This window comes from Salipaludibacillus aurantiacus (assembly GCF_900111295.1).
Classification (GTDB): domain Bacteria; phylum Bacillota; class Bacilli; order Bacillales; family Salisediminibacteriaceae; genus Salipaludibacillus; species Salipaludibacillus aurantiacus.
The window spans coordinates 13,439-28,295 of the sequence record NZ_FOGT01000024.1; the positions used below are offsets into that span (position 1 = coordinate 13,439).

A 14,857-nucleotide genomic window follows, 5' to 3' on the forward strand; every position below is an offset into this window, starting at 1 on the left:
AGAGGCGGGGATCACAGCATTTATTTTCAAGAACGGTTAAACAAATGGAGGAGACGGGAAAGAAAGGATGACTGCATGGAACGTAAAAAGATTTATGAAATGATTGTCGTGGAAGGGAAAAATGACACCAATACTCTTAAAAGCTGGTTCGATTGCGATACAATTGAGACAAATGGATCGGCGCTTTCCGAATCGACTATTGAAAAAATCAGGCTTGCTCTTAAAAAAAGAGGAGTTATCGTTTTTACCGACCCTGATTATCCGGGCGAAAAAATCCGTAAAACCATTGACCGGGACGTGCCGGGATGTAAACATGCGTTTGTGAATAAGGAATCGGCATCAGACAGCCGTAAGGGGAAAATTGGAATTGAACATGCAGGAAGAATAGAACTTACCGCTGCTCTGATGGCGGTTAAACCCTCTTTTTCCGAAAAAGAGGTTCCCTCCGGCCATAAAGAAATTTCTCCATCTGACTTGCAGAGAGCCGGACTCATAGCCGGACCGCTTTCAAAAACGAAGCGGGAGCTGCTTGGGAAAGAACTGCACATTGGCTATACGAATGGAAAGCAGCTTTATAAGCGCCTAAAGCAATTCCGGATCTCATATGACGATTTTAACAACGCACTTTCAAAGGTGGAAAAGGAGCTGCAGGATTAAATGCATAAAGATATTGCTACACCAAAACGGACGAAGGAAATTCTTGAAAAATACGGGTTTTCTTTTAAAAAGAGCCTTGGCCAAAACTTTCTTATCGATCCGAATATCTTAAACAATATTGTAAAAGCCGCTGATTTAACCGGGGAATCAGGAGTTATCGAAATAGGCCCTGGGATCGGGGCATTGACAGAACAGTCAGCTAAAACGGCTGAACGGGTGCTTGCGTTTGAGATAGACCAGCGGCTCATTCCGATCCTTAAGGAAACGTTAGCGCCTTACCCCCATGTCAAAATTGTAAATGAAGATGTGCTAAAAGCAGATTTGCATAAAGAAATCGGGCAATTTTTCAGTAAAGGACAAGATGTGGCAGTCGTAGCTAATCTTCCTTATTATGTCACCACTCCGATATTGATGAAACTGCTGGAGGAAAAGCTGCCTGTCAGGGTTATAGTTGTTATGCTTCAAAAAGAGGTGGCAGAAAGGATCGCGGCTGAACCGGGATCTAAGAGCTACGGCTCGTTATCTATAGCTGCACAGTATTACGCTGAGGCGGAAACGGTTTTTACAGTGCCTAAAACTGTTTTTGTACCTCAGCCTAACGTTGATTCTGCTATTCTCAGGCTTACACGCAGGACTAAACCACCAGTCGATGTGAGTGATGAAACTTTCTTTTTTAAGCTTGTTCAGGCAGCTTTTGTGCAGAGAAGGAAAACATTGCTGAATAACCTTTCAAAATTTTTTAAAGACGAGTTAGACAAACATACTGTCCAGTCTGCTCTTGAAAGTTTGGATATTGATCCGAAAAGGCGGGCAGAATCTCTCTCTATTAAAGAATTTGCAAGCCTTGCTAATCATTTCAATGAAAGGTTAAACACTCATAATTAACAGAAACTGAAAAAAGAACTTTCTATAAATCGCCTGGTGTCCACCGGTGGCACCTGTACGCTTCCTTGCATATGTTAGCTTATGAAGGAGGCGTTTTTTAATGGCAGAGTTCAAAGTGGGTCAAATTGTAGGCAGAGCATCATACAACTGTGATGTACTCTTCCGTGTTCATAGCATTCAAGGCGATGTGGCTGAGCTTCACGGTGAAGACGAAAGACTGTTGGCAGATGCCCCATTAGGTGATCTTGTACTAATTAAAGAAGAAGAACGAAAGGAAAGAAGGAAAAAGCAGCAAATCAAAGAAGAAAGCTGTTACCAGCTTTTCAGGCAGGACCGGAAGCTGACGCGTGAGCAGAATGAGTACGAAATGACCTCCGGGTACACAAAAAAAAACGCCTATTTTGAAGTGCCGGGGAGAGTGCTTCATCTTGACGGTGATCAGCTGTATTTGAAAAAGTGCACGTCAGTCTACGATCAGCTTGGAGTGCCTGTTTACGGGGTACATTTGCCTGAGAAAAAGATGCCTGAACAGGTGGCTTCTTTAGTGGAAATGGTCCGGCCGGATTTATTAGTTATTACCGGACATGATGCTTATATGAAATCAAGAGGAGATAAAACGGATATTAAAGCTTACAGAAATTCTAAATACTTTGCTGAAGCTGTGCGTGAAGCACGGAAAGTCGTGCCCTATATGGATCACTTAATGATTTTTGCAGGAGCGTGCCAGTCACATTTTCAGACAATCCTAAAGGCCGGCGCCAATTTTGCAAGTTCTCCTGAAAGAGTTAATATTCATGCGCTTGATCCGGTCTACGTTGTATCTAAAGTCAGTTTAACGCCTTTTACAGAAAGAGTCGGAATGTGGGACATCTTGAAAACGACCCTTTCAGGTGAAAAGGGATTGGGAGGTCTTGAGACCTTTGGATTACTTAGACGGGGGGCGCCATTTTTCTCTCCGAAAAACGAAGAAGAAGAATAATTGACGTTCACATATTTTGCTGAAATCAGGTCATCCTAAGAAATGTGAAAAATAATGAGAAATGTGTTGACACTGATGGGAAGCATTGTTATAATTTTAGTTTTGCTTGACAGTTGTCCATCTCTGTGGTATGCTTTTCTCTAAGTGAGGTGTGGTGGATGGCGAAAACATTAATGGAAATTAAACATTTACTCGAAGCTAACGTAGGAAAGAAAGTAACGATTCAAGCAAATGGCGGACGAAAGAAAATGATCGAGCGCTCAGGGCTCCTTGAAGGGATCTATCCGGCAGTCTTCACTGTTAAACTGGACCAAGGCGAAAATTCTGTGGAGAGACTGTCTTACAGTTACACAGATGTTCTAACTGAAACAGTCAAGCTGACGATGCCTGAGGAACTGGCAGACGAAGCCTGAGTTTATACAGGCGGTTACTCAAAAAGTAATTTAACTGAAAAGAAGGTGGCAGTTTAGATTTTTTTTTGGGTCATCGTGACATTTTTTACAAAAAAGAAGCCTTGCAAGGCTTCTTTTTTGTGCAGGTGATTAGCAAAAAGCCCAAGTGCAGGATCTCTGTAAAAAGCGCCAATTATTGCTACAGTCAATTTTATGATGCTGGGCAACCTATTAAGGCCGCAAACAAAAAAGGAGATGTTGCGAAATGGGCAGACGCAGAGGCGTTATGTCAGAAGAATTTAAAGAGGAACTGGCAAAAGAACTGGGCTTTTATGATACGGTTCAGCGGGAAGGCTGGGGCGGTATTAAGTCAAGAGACGCCGGAAACATGGTTAAGCGGGCCATAGAAATGGCTCAGCAACGTTCGAAAAGTTAAACAACAATTCCAATTGCGGCAAAAGGCCAGAGGATCAACTCTGGTCTTTTTATTTTGCAGGTCTGTTAAAAATGAGGAAAAAACTGCCCTGCATTCTCTTTTGTAATGAAAAGGTAGTACGGATTGTGCACAAATGGTAAAATAACGGGAGATTGGAACTGAAGAAGCAGGTGATGACATGCATAAGGTGGTTAAAGCACCGGCAAAAATAAATTTAACACTTGATGTATTGAGAAAAAGAGACGATGGTTACCATGATGTGGAAATGGTAATGACTACCGTAGATCTGGCAGACCGCATTCATTTGACCCTTTTGGCAGAGGATGAGATCCGGGTTGAAGTAAATAAAGGCCATGTGCCCGCAAATAAGAATAACCTGGCATACCAGGCCGCGAGATTACTAAAAGACCGTTATCCCGTAAAAGGCGGAGTTTCGATTTATATAGATAAACACATTCCGGTATCAGCGGGTTTGGCAGGAGGCAGCACAGATGCTGCTGCCGTACTTCGCGGACTAAATGACATGTGGTCATTAGGTCTGTCACTTGAAGAGCTGGCAGACATAGGCCTTGAAATAGGCTCAGATGTCCCGTTTTGCGTTTTTGGAGGAACGGCAGTAGCGAGAGGCAGAGGAGAGGATTTAACGTTTATATCATCTCCTCCGCCCTGCTGGGTAGTTCTGGCTAAGCCGCCTGCAGGCGTCTCTACTAAAGATATATATCAGCGGCTGAATCTGGATCAAATGAATCATCCTGATACTGAAGCGATGATTCAGGCAATTGAAACAAAAAATTTCAAGGAAATATGCAATAACCTTGAAAACGTGATGGAGCCTGCAACGTTTGAGCTTGCCCCTGAGGTCAAAAAGATTAAACAGCGCCTCATTCAATTCGGAGCAGAAGGGACTGTCATGAGCGGAAGCGGACCGACTGTGTTTTCCCTCGCCAAGACCGAATCCAAAGCATACCGGCTGTATAATGGATTGAAAGGCTTTATGGACGGGGTCTTTGTTGTTCGTCTTTTAGGACACAGGCATGAATAAGGCTGAATGCCTCCTTGTTAAATCCGTATGATAGTGGTATATTGTCTGTAGAATATTCGGATTTTAAGGAGGTGGCTTATGAAATACAGAAGAAGCGGCCGCTTGGTCGACATGACTCAATACTTATTAGCCCATCCTCATCAGCTCATACCATTGACTTTTTTTTCTGAAAGGTATCAGTCGGCGAAATCGTCAATCAGTGAAGACCTCGGTATAGTTAATGAGATTTTGAGATCAAGGCGCCTGGGCAGTGTGGAAACTTCAGCAGGGGCATCAGGCGGAGTCACGTTCATCCCTACGGTGGATATGAAAGCAGCAGAGCACCTGATTGACGAGCTGTGCGACAAGCTGGAGGACCCGGACAGGCTTTTACCCGGCGGCTATTTATATATGATGGATATTATCGGCGACCCTGCATTAACGCAGGAACTTGGAAGAATATTTGCTTCCTATTACCGGCGGGATAAGGTGGATGCCGTTATGACGATGGCAACTAAAGGGATCCCCCTTGCCTATTCCGTAGCAGCTCATCTTCATGTTCCCGTTAGTATTGTACGGCATGAACAGCGGATCACTGAAGGGTCTATTGTCAGCATCAACTATGTTTCCGGCTCTAAAAAAACCATTCAGACAATGTCTCTCGCCCGGCGCAGTTTAAAACCTCATTCAAATGTTCTCATAATTGATGATTTTATGAAGGCTGGAGGCACCATACGCGGGATGAAGGACTTAGTGCAGGAGTTTCAGTCCACAGTGGCAGGGGTAGGAGTCCTGACCGAAGCTGTCCACGAAGAAGAAAAGCTGGTGAGCGATTATACTTCTCTGACTAAGCTTTCGCATGTTGACGTAAAAAATAAAAAGATCCAAGTGGAACGGGGAAACATTTTTCAACAAAACACCTGATTTTTGTCAGGTGTTTTGTTATGGAAATTAATGGGGGGTCTGACCCCTTTAAGTCACACTTTGAACATTTTTTAACAATGAAAGATAAAGCGCTAACATTTTCAGGGTTTTTTAATCAAAAAAGAAGGATAATTCCAATTTGCATAGAAACCGTTAACAGATAACAATATCATGTGAAAAGGGTGGTGGCAGATATGGAAGTAACAGATGTGAGACTTCGCCGGGTTAATACGGAAGGTCGTATGCTAGCAATCGCATCTATTACCATCGATGATGAATTTGTCGTGCATGACATTCGGGTCATCGACGGCAATAATGGTATGTTTGTAGCAATGCCAAGTAAACGGACGCCGGACGGGGAGTTCAGGGACATTGCTCATCCAATTTCCTCTAAAACCAGGGAAAAAATTCAGACAGCAGTACTGGAAGAGTATGATCGTGTCGGAGAGAAGGAAGAGGAGTTTGAAGAAGCTGGGGCATCCTGATTCTAAGATAGATAATGACGTAGTCATAACGAGACCAAAGTTACTTCTGCATACGCCTTGAGAAAAGGCGTATTTTTTATTCCCTGACAGACGGAGCCCCCTTTCCAGGAGCCTCCAAACAAAGGGACTGTGTTAAAAGTGCTTCAGTTCCACGTTTTTCTATCTCCCTAACCTTGAAAAGAACGGCAATATAAGATATATTCATAATGGAAAATCAGGCCTGGAGGTTATGCAATGAATAAGAGATTTGCAGTGGTATTAGCTGCAGGAAAAGGTACAAGAATGAAATCAGACCTTTATAAGGTGCTTCACCCTGTATGTGGAAAGCCGATGGTTGAGCATATAGTGGACCAGCTCACACAATGTGAGATCGATAAAACGGTGACTATTGTCGGCCATGGGGCCGAAAAAGTTAAAGAGCACTTGGGAGAACGCACCCAATATGCATTGCAGGAAGAGCAGCTGGGGACTGGCCATGCGGTGATGAAAGCCGAAGAGGCTTTGGCAAATGAAAACGGAACGACAATCGTCGTTTGCGGAGACACTCCTTTACTTACGAAAGACACGATGCATGCTTTATTTAAGCACCATGAGGAAAAACAAGCAAAAGCCACCATCCTGACTGCCCATGCGGAAAACCCTTCCGGTTACGGCAGAGTCCTGAGAGACGGAAACCAGGCTGTGAACAAAATAGTTGAACATAAAGATGCAACAGACGAAGAGAAACAAGTAAAAGAAATAAACACCGGCACTTATTGTTTTGATAATGAATCTCTTTTTAAAGCATTAAAACGTGTAGGGAACGATAATGTTCAAGGCGAGTATTACTTACCTGACGTCATTGAAATATTGCAAAAAGACGGGGAAACAGTAGCTGCTTACCAGACGGAGGACTTCAATGAAACGATGGGAGTCAACGATCGTGTTGCTTTAAGCCAGGCTGAAAAATGGATGAAAAAGCGGATTAATGAGAAATGGATGCGCGAAGGCGTATCGATTATGGATCCGGAAAATACCTATATATCTGCTGATGCAGAAATAGGAAAAGATACGACTGTTTTACCGGGCACGGTTATCTCAGGAAACTCTATAATCGGCGAAAGGTGTAATATTGGCCCGCACACAGAAATTACAGAGAGCAGGATCGGGAATGGGACCACTGTCCAACAATCAGTCGTAAACTTAAGCGAGGTAGGCTCAGCTGTTTCAATCGGACCTTTCTCCCACCTTCGTCCGCAAACAGAATTAGCTGATAAAGTCCGCGTCGGCAACTTTGTGGAGTTAAAGAAGATATCTATGGGAGAAGGAAGTAAAGCCTCTCACTTGAGTTATCTCGGAGATGCACAGATCGGTGACGGAGTGAACGTCGGCTGCGGATCAATTACTGTAAACTACGACGGAAAAAATAAATACCTGACAAAAATTGAGGATGGGGCTTTTATAGGATGCAATTCAAATTTGATTGCACCTGTTACAGTAGGCAAAGGCTCGTATATTGCAGCAGGTTCCACCATCACGGACAACGTTCCAGCAGACTCTCTCGCAATTGCCCGTGAGCGGCAGGTTACTAAAGAAGGCTATATCGACAAGAAGTAAGAAAGTAAACAATATGGAGGTTTAAACGATGGCTCAGTATAAAGATGATAATCTAAAGGTGTTCACGTTAAATTCCAACCCTGAGTTGGCTTATGAAATTACAAAAGAAATTGGAGTGGAAATGGGAAAGAGCTCCGTTACCCGTTTCAGTGATGGGGAAATTCAGATTAATATTGAAGAAAGTATTCGAGGATGCGATATTTTCGTTATTCAGTCAACGTCTTCACCGGCTAATGAGCACATTATGGAACTGCTCATTATGATTGATGCCCTAAAGCGTGCGTCCGCCAACAATATTAATGTGGTGCTTCCATACTACGGATATGCCCGGCAGGACAGGAAAGCCCGTTCACGTGAACCTATTACAGCAAAACTTGTAGCAAATCTTCTTGAGACAGCAGGCGCTACAAGAGTAATTTCATTAGACCTCCATGCGACACAGATTCAAGGCTTCTTTGATATTCCTGTGGACCAGCTAGTGGGAGTGCCGATTTTAGCCAACTATTTCGAAGAGAAAGACTTAGGAGATATTGTTATCGTTTCTCCAGACCACGGCGGAGTGGTACGAGCCCGAAAAATGGCCGATCGTTTAAAAGCTCCTATTGCTATTATTGACAAACGCCGTCCGAAACCTAACATGGCGGAAGTCATGAATATAGTGGGTAACATTGAGGGGAAAACAGCAATCATCATTGATGATATCATTGACACAGCCGGAACAATGACTTTAGCTGCAAATGCTATGATAGAGAACGGGGCAAAAGAAGTTTATGCCTGCAGTACTCATCCGGTGTTGTCAGGTCCGGCAATCGAGCGCATCCAAAATTCAAAAATTAAAGAGCTTGTGGTAACTAACACAATTCCACTGCCTGAGGAAAAGATGATCGATAATATTACACAGCTCTCGGTAGCCCCGTTATTGGCTAAAGCGATTGTCCATGTACATGAACAACGTTCAGTCAGCCGCCTGTTTGATTAACTCAGGTAAGCCGCATGTAAGTCTGACAAAGCTGTTTTAACCAGGTCGTTAGATGGTTTTAAAGGGGCCTTCATTTAAATTCTGTGAAAATTATAGGTTTTAATTAAAAGAATGTGGGGAAAACCATAGAAAGAACCTAAAAAATGATGAGGTGATTCAATATGGCTACAGTTTTACAAGCAGCAGTACGAGAAGATCTGAGAGGTTCGAGATTAGCAAAAATCCGTAATGAAGGAAACATACCAGCCGTTGTATACGGTAAAGAGTTTGGAAATAAACCAGTTTCAGTGGAAGAAGTGGCTTTTATTAAAACACTTCGGGAACAAGGAAAAACAGGTGTTTTCCACCTGGAAATAGATGGCCAGAAAACAGACGTTATGATTTATGATCTCCAATATGATGCAATGAAGAACCAATACATCCATATCGACTTTTATGCAGCTGATATGAAATCCGAAATGGACGCAGATGTGCCTGTCCAGGTTACAGGTGAATCTAAAGGCGTACAAGACGGCGGTGTTCTCCAGCAGGCTGTTTATGAACTTTCTGTAAGGGCCCTTCCAAGAGATCTTCCGGACTCTATCGAAGTGGAGGTAACAGACCTTGATGTAAATGATGCACTTCTTGTTAAAGATCTAAAAGCAGGTGCTAAGTTTGAATTTAATAATGACCCTGAAGAAGTTGTAGTCTCTGTGACTCCACCGGATGAGGAGCCAGAAGAGCCAATGACAGAAGATGGGGAAGCACCTGAACTTGTAGACGGGGATCCTGATGCGGAACCTGAGAAGAGCGGTTCAGATGAAGAAAAAGCGTTAGAAAAAGAAGAATAAGGGTGCAGGGGTATAACCACTCAGGTTATACCCTTTTAACGATTTAAATAACCGAAAAGGTCAGTTAACTTTTCCTTAACATTCCAGTATAATAAAAGCAGCCGGTATAAGGAGAGAACAATATGTTTTTTAAAAAGCTTTTCCAGAGAAGAGCTGAAGAACCAGAAGGAGAGAATGGACAGATGAAGCTCATCGCAGGACTGGGAAACCCGGGGAAGAAGTACGAAAGGACGCGCCATAATGTAGGTTTTGAAGTAATTGATAAGTGTCAGAAGAGGCTTAATATAGAGCTTGATCAGGCTAAATTTAAAGGAGCCTACGGTTTTACTAGAGCCGGAGAAGAGAAAACTTTTCTTTTGAAACCTCTTACGTTTATGAATTTATCCGGAGAATCAATTGTGCCGCTTATGAATTACTTTAAATTGAAGCCTGAAGATTTACTTGTTATTTACGATGACTTAGACCTTCCTCCCGGTAAAATCCGATTAAGGCAAAAAGGCAGTCATGGCGGGCATAACGGGATGAAATCAATCATTCAGCATTTAGGCTCAGACAAATTTAATCGTATCCGTATAGGAATCGGGAGGCCTGAACCTGGAGTAGCTGTCCCTGACTATGTCCTCGGAACATTTCCTCCAAAGGAAAGGCAGGAAATAGATGATGCGGTTGAAAAAGCAGCCCTGGCAGCAGAAGCCTGGACGGAGACTGATTTTGTAAAAGTGATGAATGAGTATAACCAGTAGGAGTCAAGGCGCCTGCCGCAGTGACCGGACTCTTATTGAATACCGTCTCTGAAGGTTGTTCATACTAGTGACTAATGAACGGTGTTTAATAAGGAGGATCATGATGGCATTTCATTACTATTGCAGGCATTGCCGGCAGAAAATTGGCGACCTGGATGTAGATATAGACAGGCGGCAACTAGGACTTGAGCAATTATCAGAACAGGACGAACAGGAAATGATAGAATATGATAAGCGAGGAAATGTATACATCCGCAGTATATGCGAAGAATGTGAGCAGGCACTGGCGAAGTTTCCTGACTATCACGAGCAGGACACGTTTATTCAATAACTAAACAGATTAACAAGCTTTGGCTTTTAAGGCCAAAGCGTTTTTCTACTATTTCTGAATGAGATACATGTTTAAGTATTATTAAAATAAGATTAATTATATCCTTTCATGGGCATGACGTTAAGAAAGGATTTGAAAAGGTGGGGAAAACCTTGGAAGGGCTAATTAAATCAATTTATCATGGGGATGATGTCTCAAGCATAGTTGAGGGATTAGAAGCAAACCTGTCTGAGCAGATGATATCAGGTCTCACAGGCTCCGCACGTTCGCTTATGCTTGCATCGATCTTTGAGCGGACTGGAAAATCACAGTTAATAGTCACTCATAATTTATTTCAGGCTCAAAAGCTTTATGATGATCTCGTCTCCATTGCAGGCGAAGAGCATGTTTTTTTGTATCCGGTTAATGAATTAATCTCTGCTGAGATTGCTGTCGCAAGCCCTGAGATGAGAGGGCAGCGGATGGAAGCATTAAACCAGTGGGCTTCCGGTAATGAAGCGATTGTGATTACCCCGGTGGCAGGAGCAAGGCGGCTTCTTCCGCCTCAGTCGATGTGGAGGGAAAGACAGCTTTCTTTTAAAACAGGCGAAGAAATAGATTTAGAAAAGGTTTTAACTCAATGTATTTCAATGGGTTTTCAACGGGTGGACATGGTTTCAGGGCCGGGCCAGCTAAGCGTGCGCGGGGGAATTATTGATATATATCCGTTAACGGAGGAACATCCGGTGCGTATGGAATTATTCGATACGGAGGTTGATTCCATCCGCTTCTTTGACGTTGAGACACAGCGGTCAAAATCCCAGGTGAAAGAAGTTACGATCAGTCCTGCCAGGGAGATCCTGCTTGATGACGAACATTTTAAGCGGGGTGCCTCGAAGCTGGAGGCGGCGTTAGCTTCCAGTCTAAAGAAAGTAAAAAATGCTTCTGTTAAAGAGAGCCTGGCAGAAAACATCGGTATGGAAATAGATTATTTAAAACAGCAGACGATGTTTGATGCCATGTACAAATATATGTCGTTATACTATGAAAACGAGAACACTATCATAGATTATTTGCCGGCTGGCGGTACTGTTTTTGTCGATGAAGTCAGCCGGGTGCAGGAAATGGTTCAAAGCCTGGAAAGAGAAGAAGCCGATTGGCAAACAACAATGCTGTCGCAAGGGTCTGTTGTTTCAGATCTTCAAATGTCAAAGTCTTGGGAAGATATTATTCAAAAGACGGCAGTGCCTAAAATTTATCTCAGTTTATTCCTGCGTCACGTTCCTTCAACCAGCCCGCAAAACCTTATAAATATTCAAAGTAAATCTATGCAGAACTTTCATGGCCAGCTCCATTTGCTGAAAAATGAAGTCGACAGGTGGAAGGAAGCAGATTATTCAATTTCGTTTATTTGTGCTGGAAAAGAACGGGCGGAAAGAATGAAAAATGTGCTGGAAGATTACGAGATTGAAGCAGTGATTGTCACAGGGGATCAGGAGCCTGTAAAAGGCCAGGCTCAAATTATTCAGGGCCATGTCATGGCCGGTTTTGAACTTCCGATGCAGCGCATGATCGTCCTTACAGAAGAAGAGGTATTTACGAAAAAAACGAGAAAGCCTAAGAGGAAACAAAAGCTTTCAAACGCTGAAAGAATAAAGAGCTACTCAGAGCTTAATGTAGGCGACTGGGTAGTGCACGTCAACCATGGAATCGGGAAGTATTTAGGTATAGATACTCTGAAAGTCGGAGATATCCATAAGGATTATATGCATATTTCATATGCCGGGAACGATAAGCTCTATGTGCCGGTCGAACAGATCGACCAGGTGCAGAAATATGTGGGGTCAGAAGATAAAGACCCTAAACTTTATGCGCTTGGAGGAAGCGACTGGAAGAAAGTTAAAAAGAAGGTTAAATCTTCTGTCCAGGACATTGCTGATGATCTAATCAAGCTATATGCCGAGCGGGAACGGACGAAAGGCTATTCGTTTTCCCAGGATGGCCCTGAACAGCAGGAATTTGAAGCTTCATTTCCTTATCAGGAAACAGATGATCAACTACAGGCTATCGAAGAAATTAAGAAAGATATGGAGCGCGAACGTCCGATGGACCGCCTGTTGTGCGGCGACGTAGGTTACGGAAAAACAGAAGTAGCGCTTCGTGCAGCATTTAAGGCGATTATGGACGGCAAACAGGTTGCTATTCTCGTTCCGACTACGATCCTCGCCCAGCAACATTATGAAACCATTCGGGAAAGGTTTCAGGATTTCGCTGTGAATATAGGGCTGTTAAGCCGGTTCCGGACCAGAAAAGAATTGAAACAAACGACAGAAGCTCTTAAGAAAGGCTCATGCGATATCGTTGTCGGGACCCACAGGCTCCTTTCTAAAGATATTTCCTTTAAGGAACTGGGATTACTAATCGTGGATGAGGAACAGCGTTTCGGTGTGACTCATAAAGAAAAAATTAAACAGCTGAAAGCGAATGTCGACGTGTTGACCTTAACAGCTACACCTATTCCAAGGACCCTTCATATGTCAATGCTTGGCGTAAGGGATCTGTCGGTAATAGAAACGCCGCCCGAGAACCGTTTCCCGGTTCAGACATATGTGGTTGAATACAACGAATCGCTCGTCAGGGAATCGATTGAGAGGGAATTGGCACGGGGCGGCCAAGTGTACTTTCTATATAACCGGGTAGAGGATATTGAATCAATGGCCGATAAAATATCCATGCTTGTGCCTGACGCGAATGTTCAATTCGCCCACGGCCGCATGACAGAAGGGGAACTTGAAACCGTCATGCTCGATTTTCTTGAAGGCACAACAGAAGTATTAGTCACGACCACTATTATCGAAACTGGGGTAGACATTCCAAATGTAAATACGCTTATTATCCATAATGCGGACCGGATGGGCCTTTCACAGCTTTATCAGCTGCGCGGCCGTGTCGGAAGGTCAAACCGCATCGCTTACGCGTATTTTACACATCAAAGGGATAAGGTCCTGACTGAAGTGGCTGAAAAAAGACTCCAATCGATTAAAGAATTCACTGAGCTGGGCTCCGGCTTTAAGATAGCTATGCGTGATTTATCTATAAGAGGGGCGGGCAATCTGCTTGGGGCCGAACAGCATGGCTTCATAGCTTCGGTTGGTTTTGATTTATATTCTCAAATGCTGAAAGAAGCGATCGACGAAAGAAAAGATGCAGCTGACGCTGAGCCTGACGGGCAGAAGCAAACAAAGGAACCTGAGATCGAACTGGATATAAAAGTCGATGCCTACATTCCGGAAACTTATATTGCGGATTCAAAACAAAAAATTGATATGTATAAACGTTTTAAAATGCTGGATTCACAAAAGGATTTATTAGACCTTCAAAATGAGATGATCGACAGATTCGGCGATTATCCTCCTGAAGTAAGCTATCTTTTTTCAGTGTCCAAAGTAAAACTTCTAGCCAGACAGGAAGGAATAGAGTCAGTCTCTGAAAAAAACCAGCTGTGTAAAGTCGTACTAAGTGAAGAAACAACAAACCGGATCGATGGGTCGAAACTTTTCTCTTTAGTGAATAAAGTGTCCCCTAAATTACATCTTTCAATGGCAGGTAATCAGATTGTTATCCATCTAAAAACCAAGTCTCTGAAAGATGGAGAGTACATGAAAATTTTAGAGAAGGTATTGGATAAACTGGACGAAGTGCAGAAAGATGAAGTAGCAAATGCGTAAGTGACGGGCTGCCCCAAAGGTTTGACTTTGAGGGGCAGCTCTTTTTTTTGTAAATTCATTAAATACCTTGAAAGTAATCATTTTCCCTATGCCCGCTTTTGTTTCAGCCCCTTCTGTTATATAGCTTTTTTAAACAATTTTTCCGGTCACTAAGGAAATTCGACAAATTTATTCTTTAATTGGTGAATAGTTCTTTTTTTTAATCAGATAATAAAGACAAGTTTTTAGGTTCATCTTAGCTAGCATAAGCACATCTTGAGAATACAACAAAGAAAGCGAGGCTGTGATCACTATGAAAGCAACGGGAATTGTAAGACGTATTGATGACTTAGGCCGGGTGGTGATTCCAAAAGAAATTAGAAGAACCCTCCGTATCCGTGAAGGAGATCCATTGGAAATCTTTGTGGACAGAGAAGGAGAAGTAATTCTTAAGAAATATTCACCAATTTCAGAACTCGGAGATTTTGCGAAAGAATATGCGGAAGCTCTTTATGACAGTTTGAATCATATAGTTCTTATAGCAGACAGGGATTCCTTCATCGCCGTTGCAGGCGGTTCCAAAAAAGAATACCATAATAAAGCTATTGGTGAACTGGTTGAGTCCACAATGGATTCACGTAAATCCAATGTCCAAAGTTCTAAAGGTGATTATGTCATTGCCGGAGAAACAAGTGAGCCTTTGGACGGCTACTGTATTTCTCCTATTATTGCCAATGGTGACCCAATCGGGGCAGTCATTTTATTAAGTAAAGGAAGCGGTACGGTAGGAGACGTGGAACAGAAACTTGCTGAGACCGCAGCAGGCTTTCTGGCACGGCAAATGGAACAGTAAAAAAGGTTCAATAAGATACGGCCCTATGTTAAAGAGGCAGTCCTGTGTTTTCATGCGGGT

General features: G+C 43.0%; 15 protein-coding genes. All 15 read left to right on the forward strand.

Annotated elements, in window-relative coordinates:
• Positions 1-75: 75 nt before the first annotated feature.
• Positions 76-657 carry a ribonuclease M5 gene (gene rnmV / locus BMW59_RS19805; RefSeq protein WP_093055882.1) on the forward strand — a complete coding sequence of 194 codons (582 nt, stop codon included), beginning with the start codon at positions 76-78 and terminating at the stop codon, positions 655-657.
• Positions 658-1,542 carry a 16S rRNA (adenine(1518)-N(6)/adenine(1519)-N(6))-dimethyltransferase RsmA gene (rsmA, locus tag BMW59_RS19810; RefSeq protein WP_093055801.1) on the forward strand — a complete coding sequence of 295 codons (885 nt, stop codon included), beginning with the start codon at positions 658-660 and terminating at the stop codon, positions 1,540-1,542.
• A gap of 100 nt (positions 1,543-1,642) precedes the next feature.
• Positions 1,643-2,521 (forward strand): sporulation peptidase YabG, encoded by an 879-nt coding sequence (gene yabG, locus BMW59_RS19815; protein WP_093055803.1) that lies wholly within the window; start codon positions 1,643-1,645, stop codon positions 2,519-2,521.
• 158 nt (positions 2,522-2,679) lie between these two features.
• On the forward strand, positions 2,680-2,934 hold the full coding sequence (locus BMW59_RS19820; protein ID WP_093055805.1) for a Veg family protein: 255 nt from the start codon (positions 2,680-2,682) through the stop codon (positions 2,932-2,934).
• Positions 2,935-3,178: 244 nt separating this feature from the next.
• Positions 3,179-3,349: a small, acid-soluble spore protein, alpha/beta type gene (locus tag BMW59_RS19825; RefSeq protein WP_093055807.1), complete on the forward strand. Its 171-nt coding sequence runs from the start codon at positions 3,179-3,181 to the stop codon at positions 3,347-3,349.
• Positions 3,350-3,527: 178 nt separating this feature from the next.
• Positions 3,528-4,391 (forward strand): 4-(cytidine 5'-diphospho)-2-C-methyl-D-erythritol kinase, encoded by an 864-nt coding sequence (gene ispE, locus BMW59_RS19830; protein ID WP_093055809.1) that lies wholly within the window; start codon positions 3,528-3,530, stop codon positions 4,389-4,391.
• 78 nt (positions 4,392-4,469) lie between these two features.
• Complete coding sequence (purR, locus tag BMW59_RS19835) at positions 4,470-5,294, forward strand: pur operon repressor (protein ID WP_093055811.1); 825 nt, start codon at positions 4,470-4,472, stop codon at positions 5,292-5,294.
• A gap of 194 nt (positions 5,295-5,488) precedes the next feature.
• Positions 5,489-5,779: a septation regulator SpoVG gene (gene spoVG / locus BMW59_RS19840; protein ID WP_093055813.1), complete on the forward strand. Its 291-nt coding sequence runs from the start codon at positions 5,489-5,491 to the stop codon at positions 5,777-5,779.
• 234 nt (positions 5,780-6,013) lie between these two features.
• On the forward strand, positions 6,014-7,375 hold the full coding sequence (glmU, locus tag BMW59_RS19845) for a bifunctional UDP-N-acetylglucosamine diphosphorylase/glucosamine-1-phosphate N-acetyltransferase GlmU (protein ID WP_093055815.1): 1,362 nt from the start codon (positions 6,014-6,016) through the stop codon (positions 7,373-7,375).
• Positions 7,376-7,403: 28 nt separating this feature from the next.
• Positions 7,404-8,354, forward strand: a complete 951-nt coding sequence (locus tag BMW59_RS19850) for a ribose-phosphate diphosphokinase (RefSeq protein ID WP_093055818.1) — start codon at positions 7,404-7,406, stop codon at positions 8,352-8,354.
• Positions 8,355-8,515: 161 nt separating this feature from the next.
• A complete protein-coding gene (locus tag BMW59_RS19855) occupies positions 8,516-9,184 on the forward strand; it encodes a 50S ribosomal protein L25/general stress protein Ctc (RefSeq protein ID WP_093055821.1) in 669 nt (222 codons plus the stop codon).
• Positions 9,185-9,366: 182 nt separating this feature from the next.
• Positions 9,367-9,927, forward strand: coding sequence for an aminoacyl-tRNA hydrolase (gene pth, locus BMW59_RS19860; protein ID WP_093055884.1), 561 nt, complete (start codon positions 9,367-9,369; stop codon positions 9,925-9,927).
• Positions 9,928-10,030: 103 nt separating this feature from the next.
• Complete coding sequence (fin, locus tag BMW59_RS19865) at positions 10,031-10,258, forward strand: anti-sigma-F factor Fin (protein ID WP_093055823.1); 228 nt, start codon at positions 10,031-10,033, stop codon at positions 10,256-10,258.
• Positions 10,259-10,410: 152 nt separating this feature from the next.
• Positions 10,411-13,965 (forward strand): transcription-repair coupling factor, encoded by a 3,555-nt coding sequence (gene mfd / locus BMW59_RS19870; RefSeq protein ID WP_245733242.1) that lies wholly within the window; start codon positions 10,411-10,413, stop codon positions 13,963-13,965.
• A 292-nt stretch (positions 13,966-14,257) separates the two neighbouring features.
• Positions 14,258-14,797 (forward strand): stage V sporulation protein T, encoded by a 540-nt coding sequence (gene spoVT, locus BMW59_RS19875; RefSeq protein ID WP_093055825.1) that lies wholly within the window; start codon positions 14,258-14,260, stop codon positions 14,795-14,797.
• Positions 14,798-14,857 lie beyond the last annotated feature (60 nt).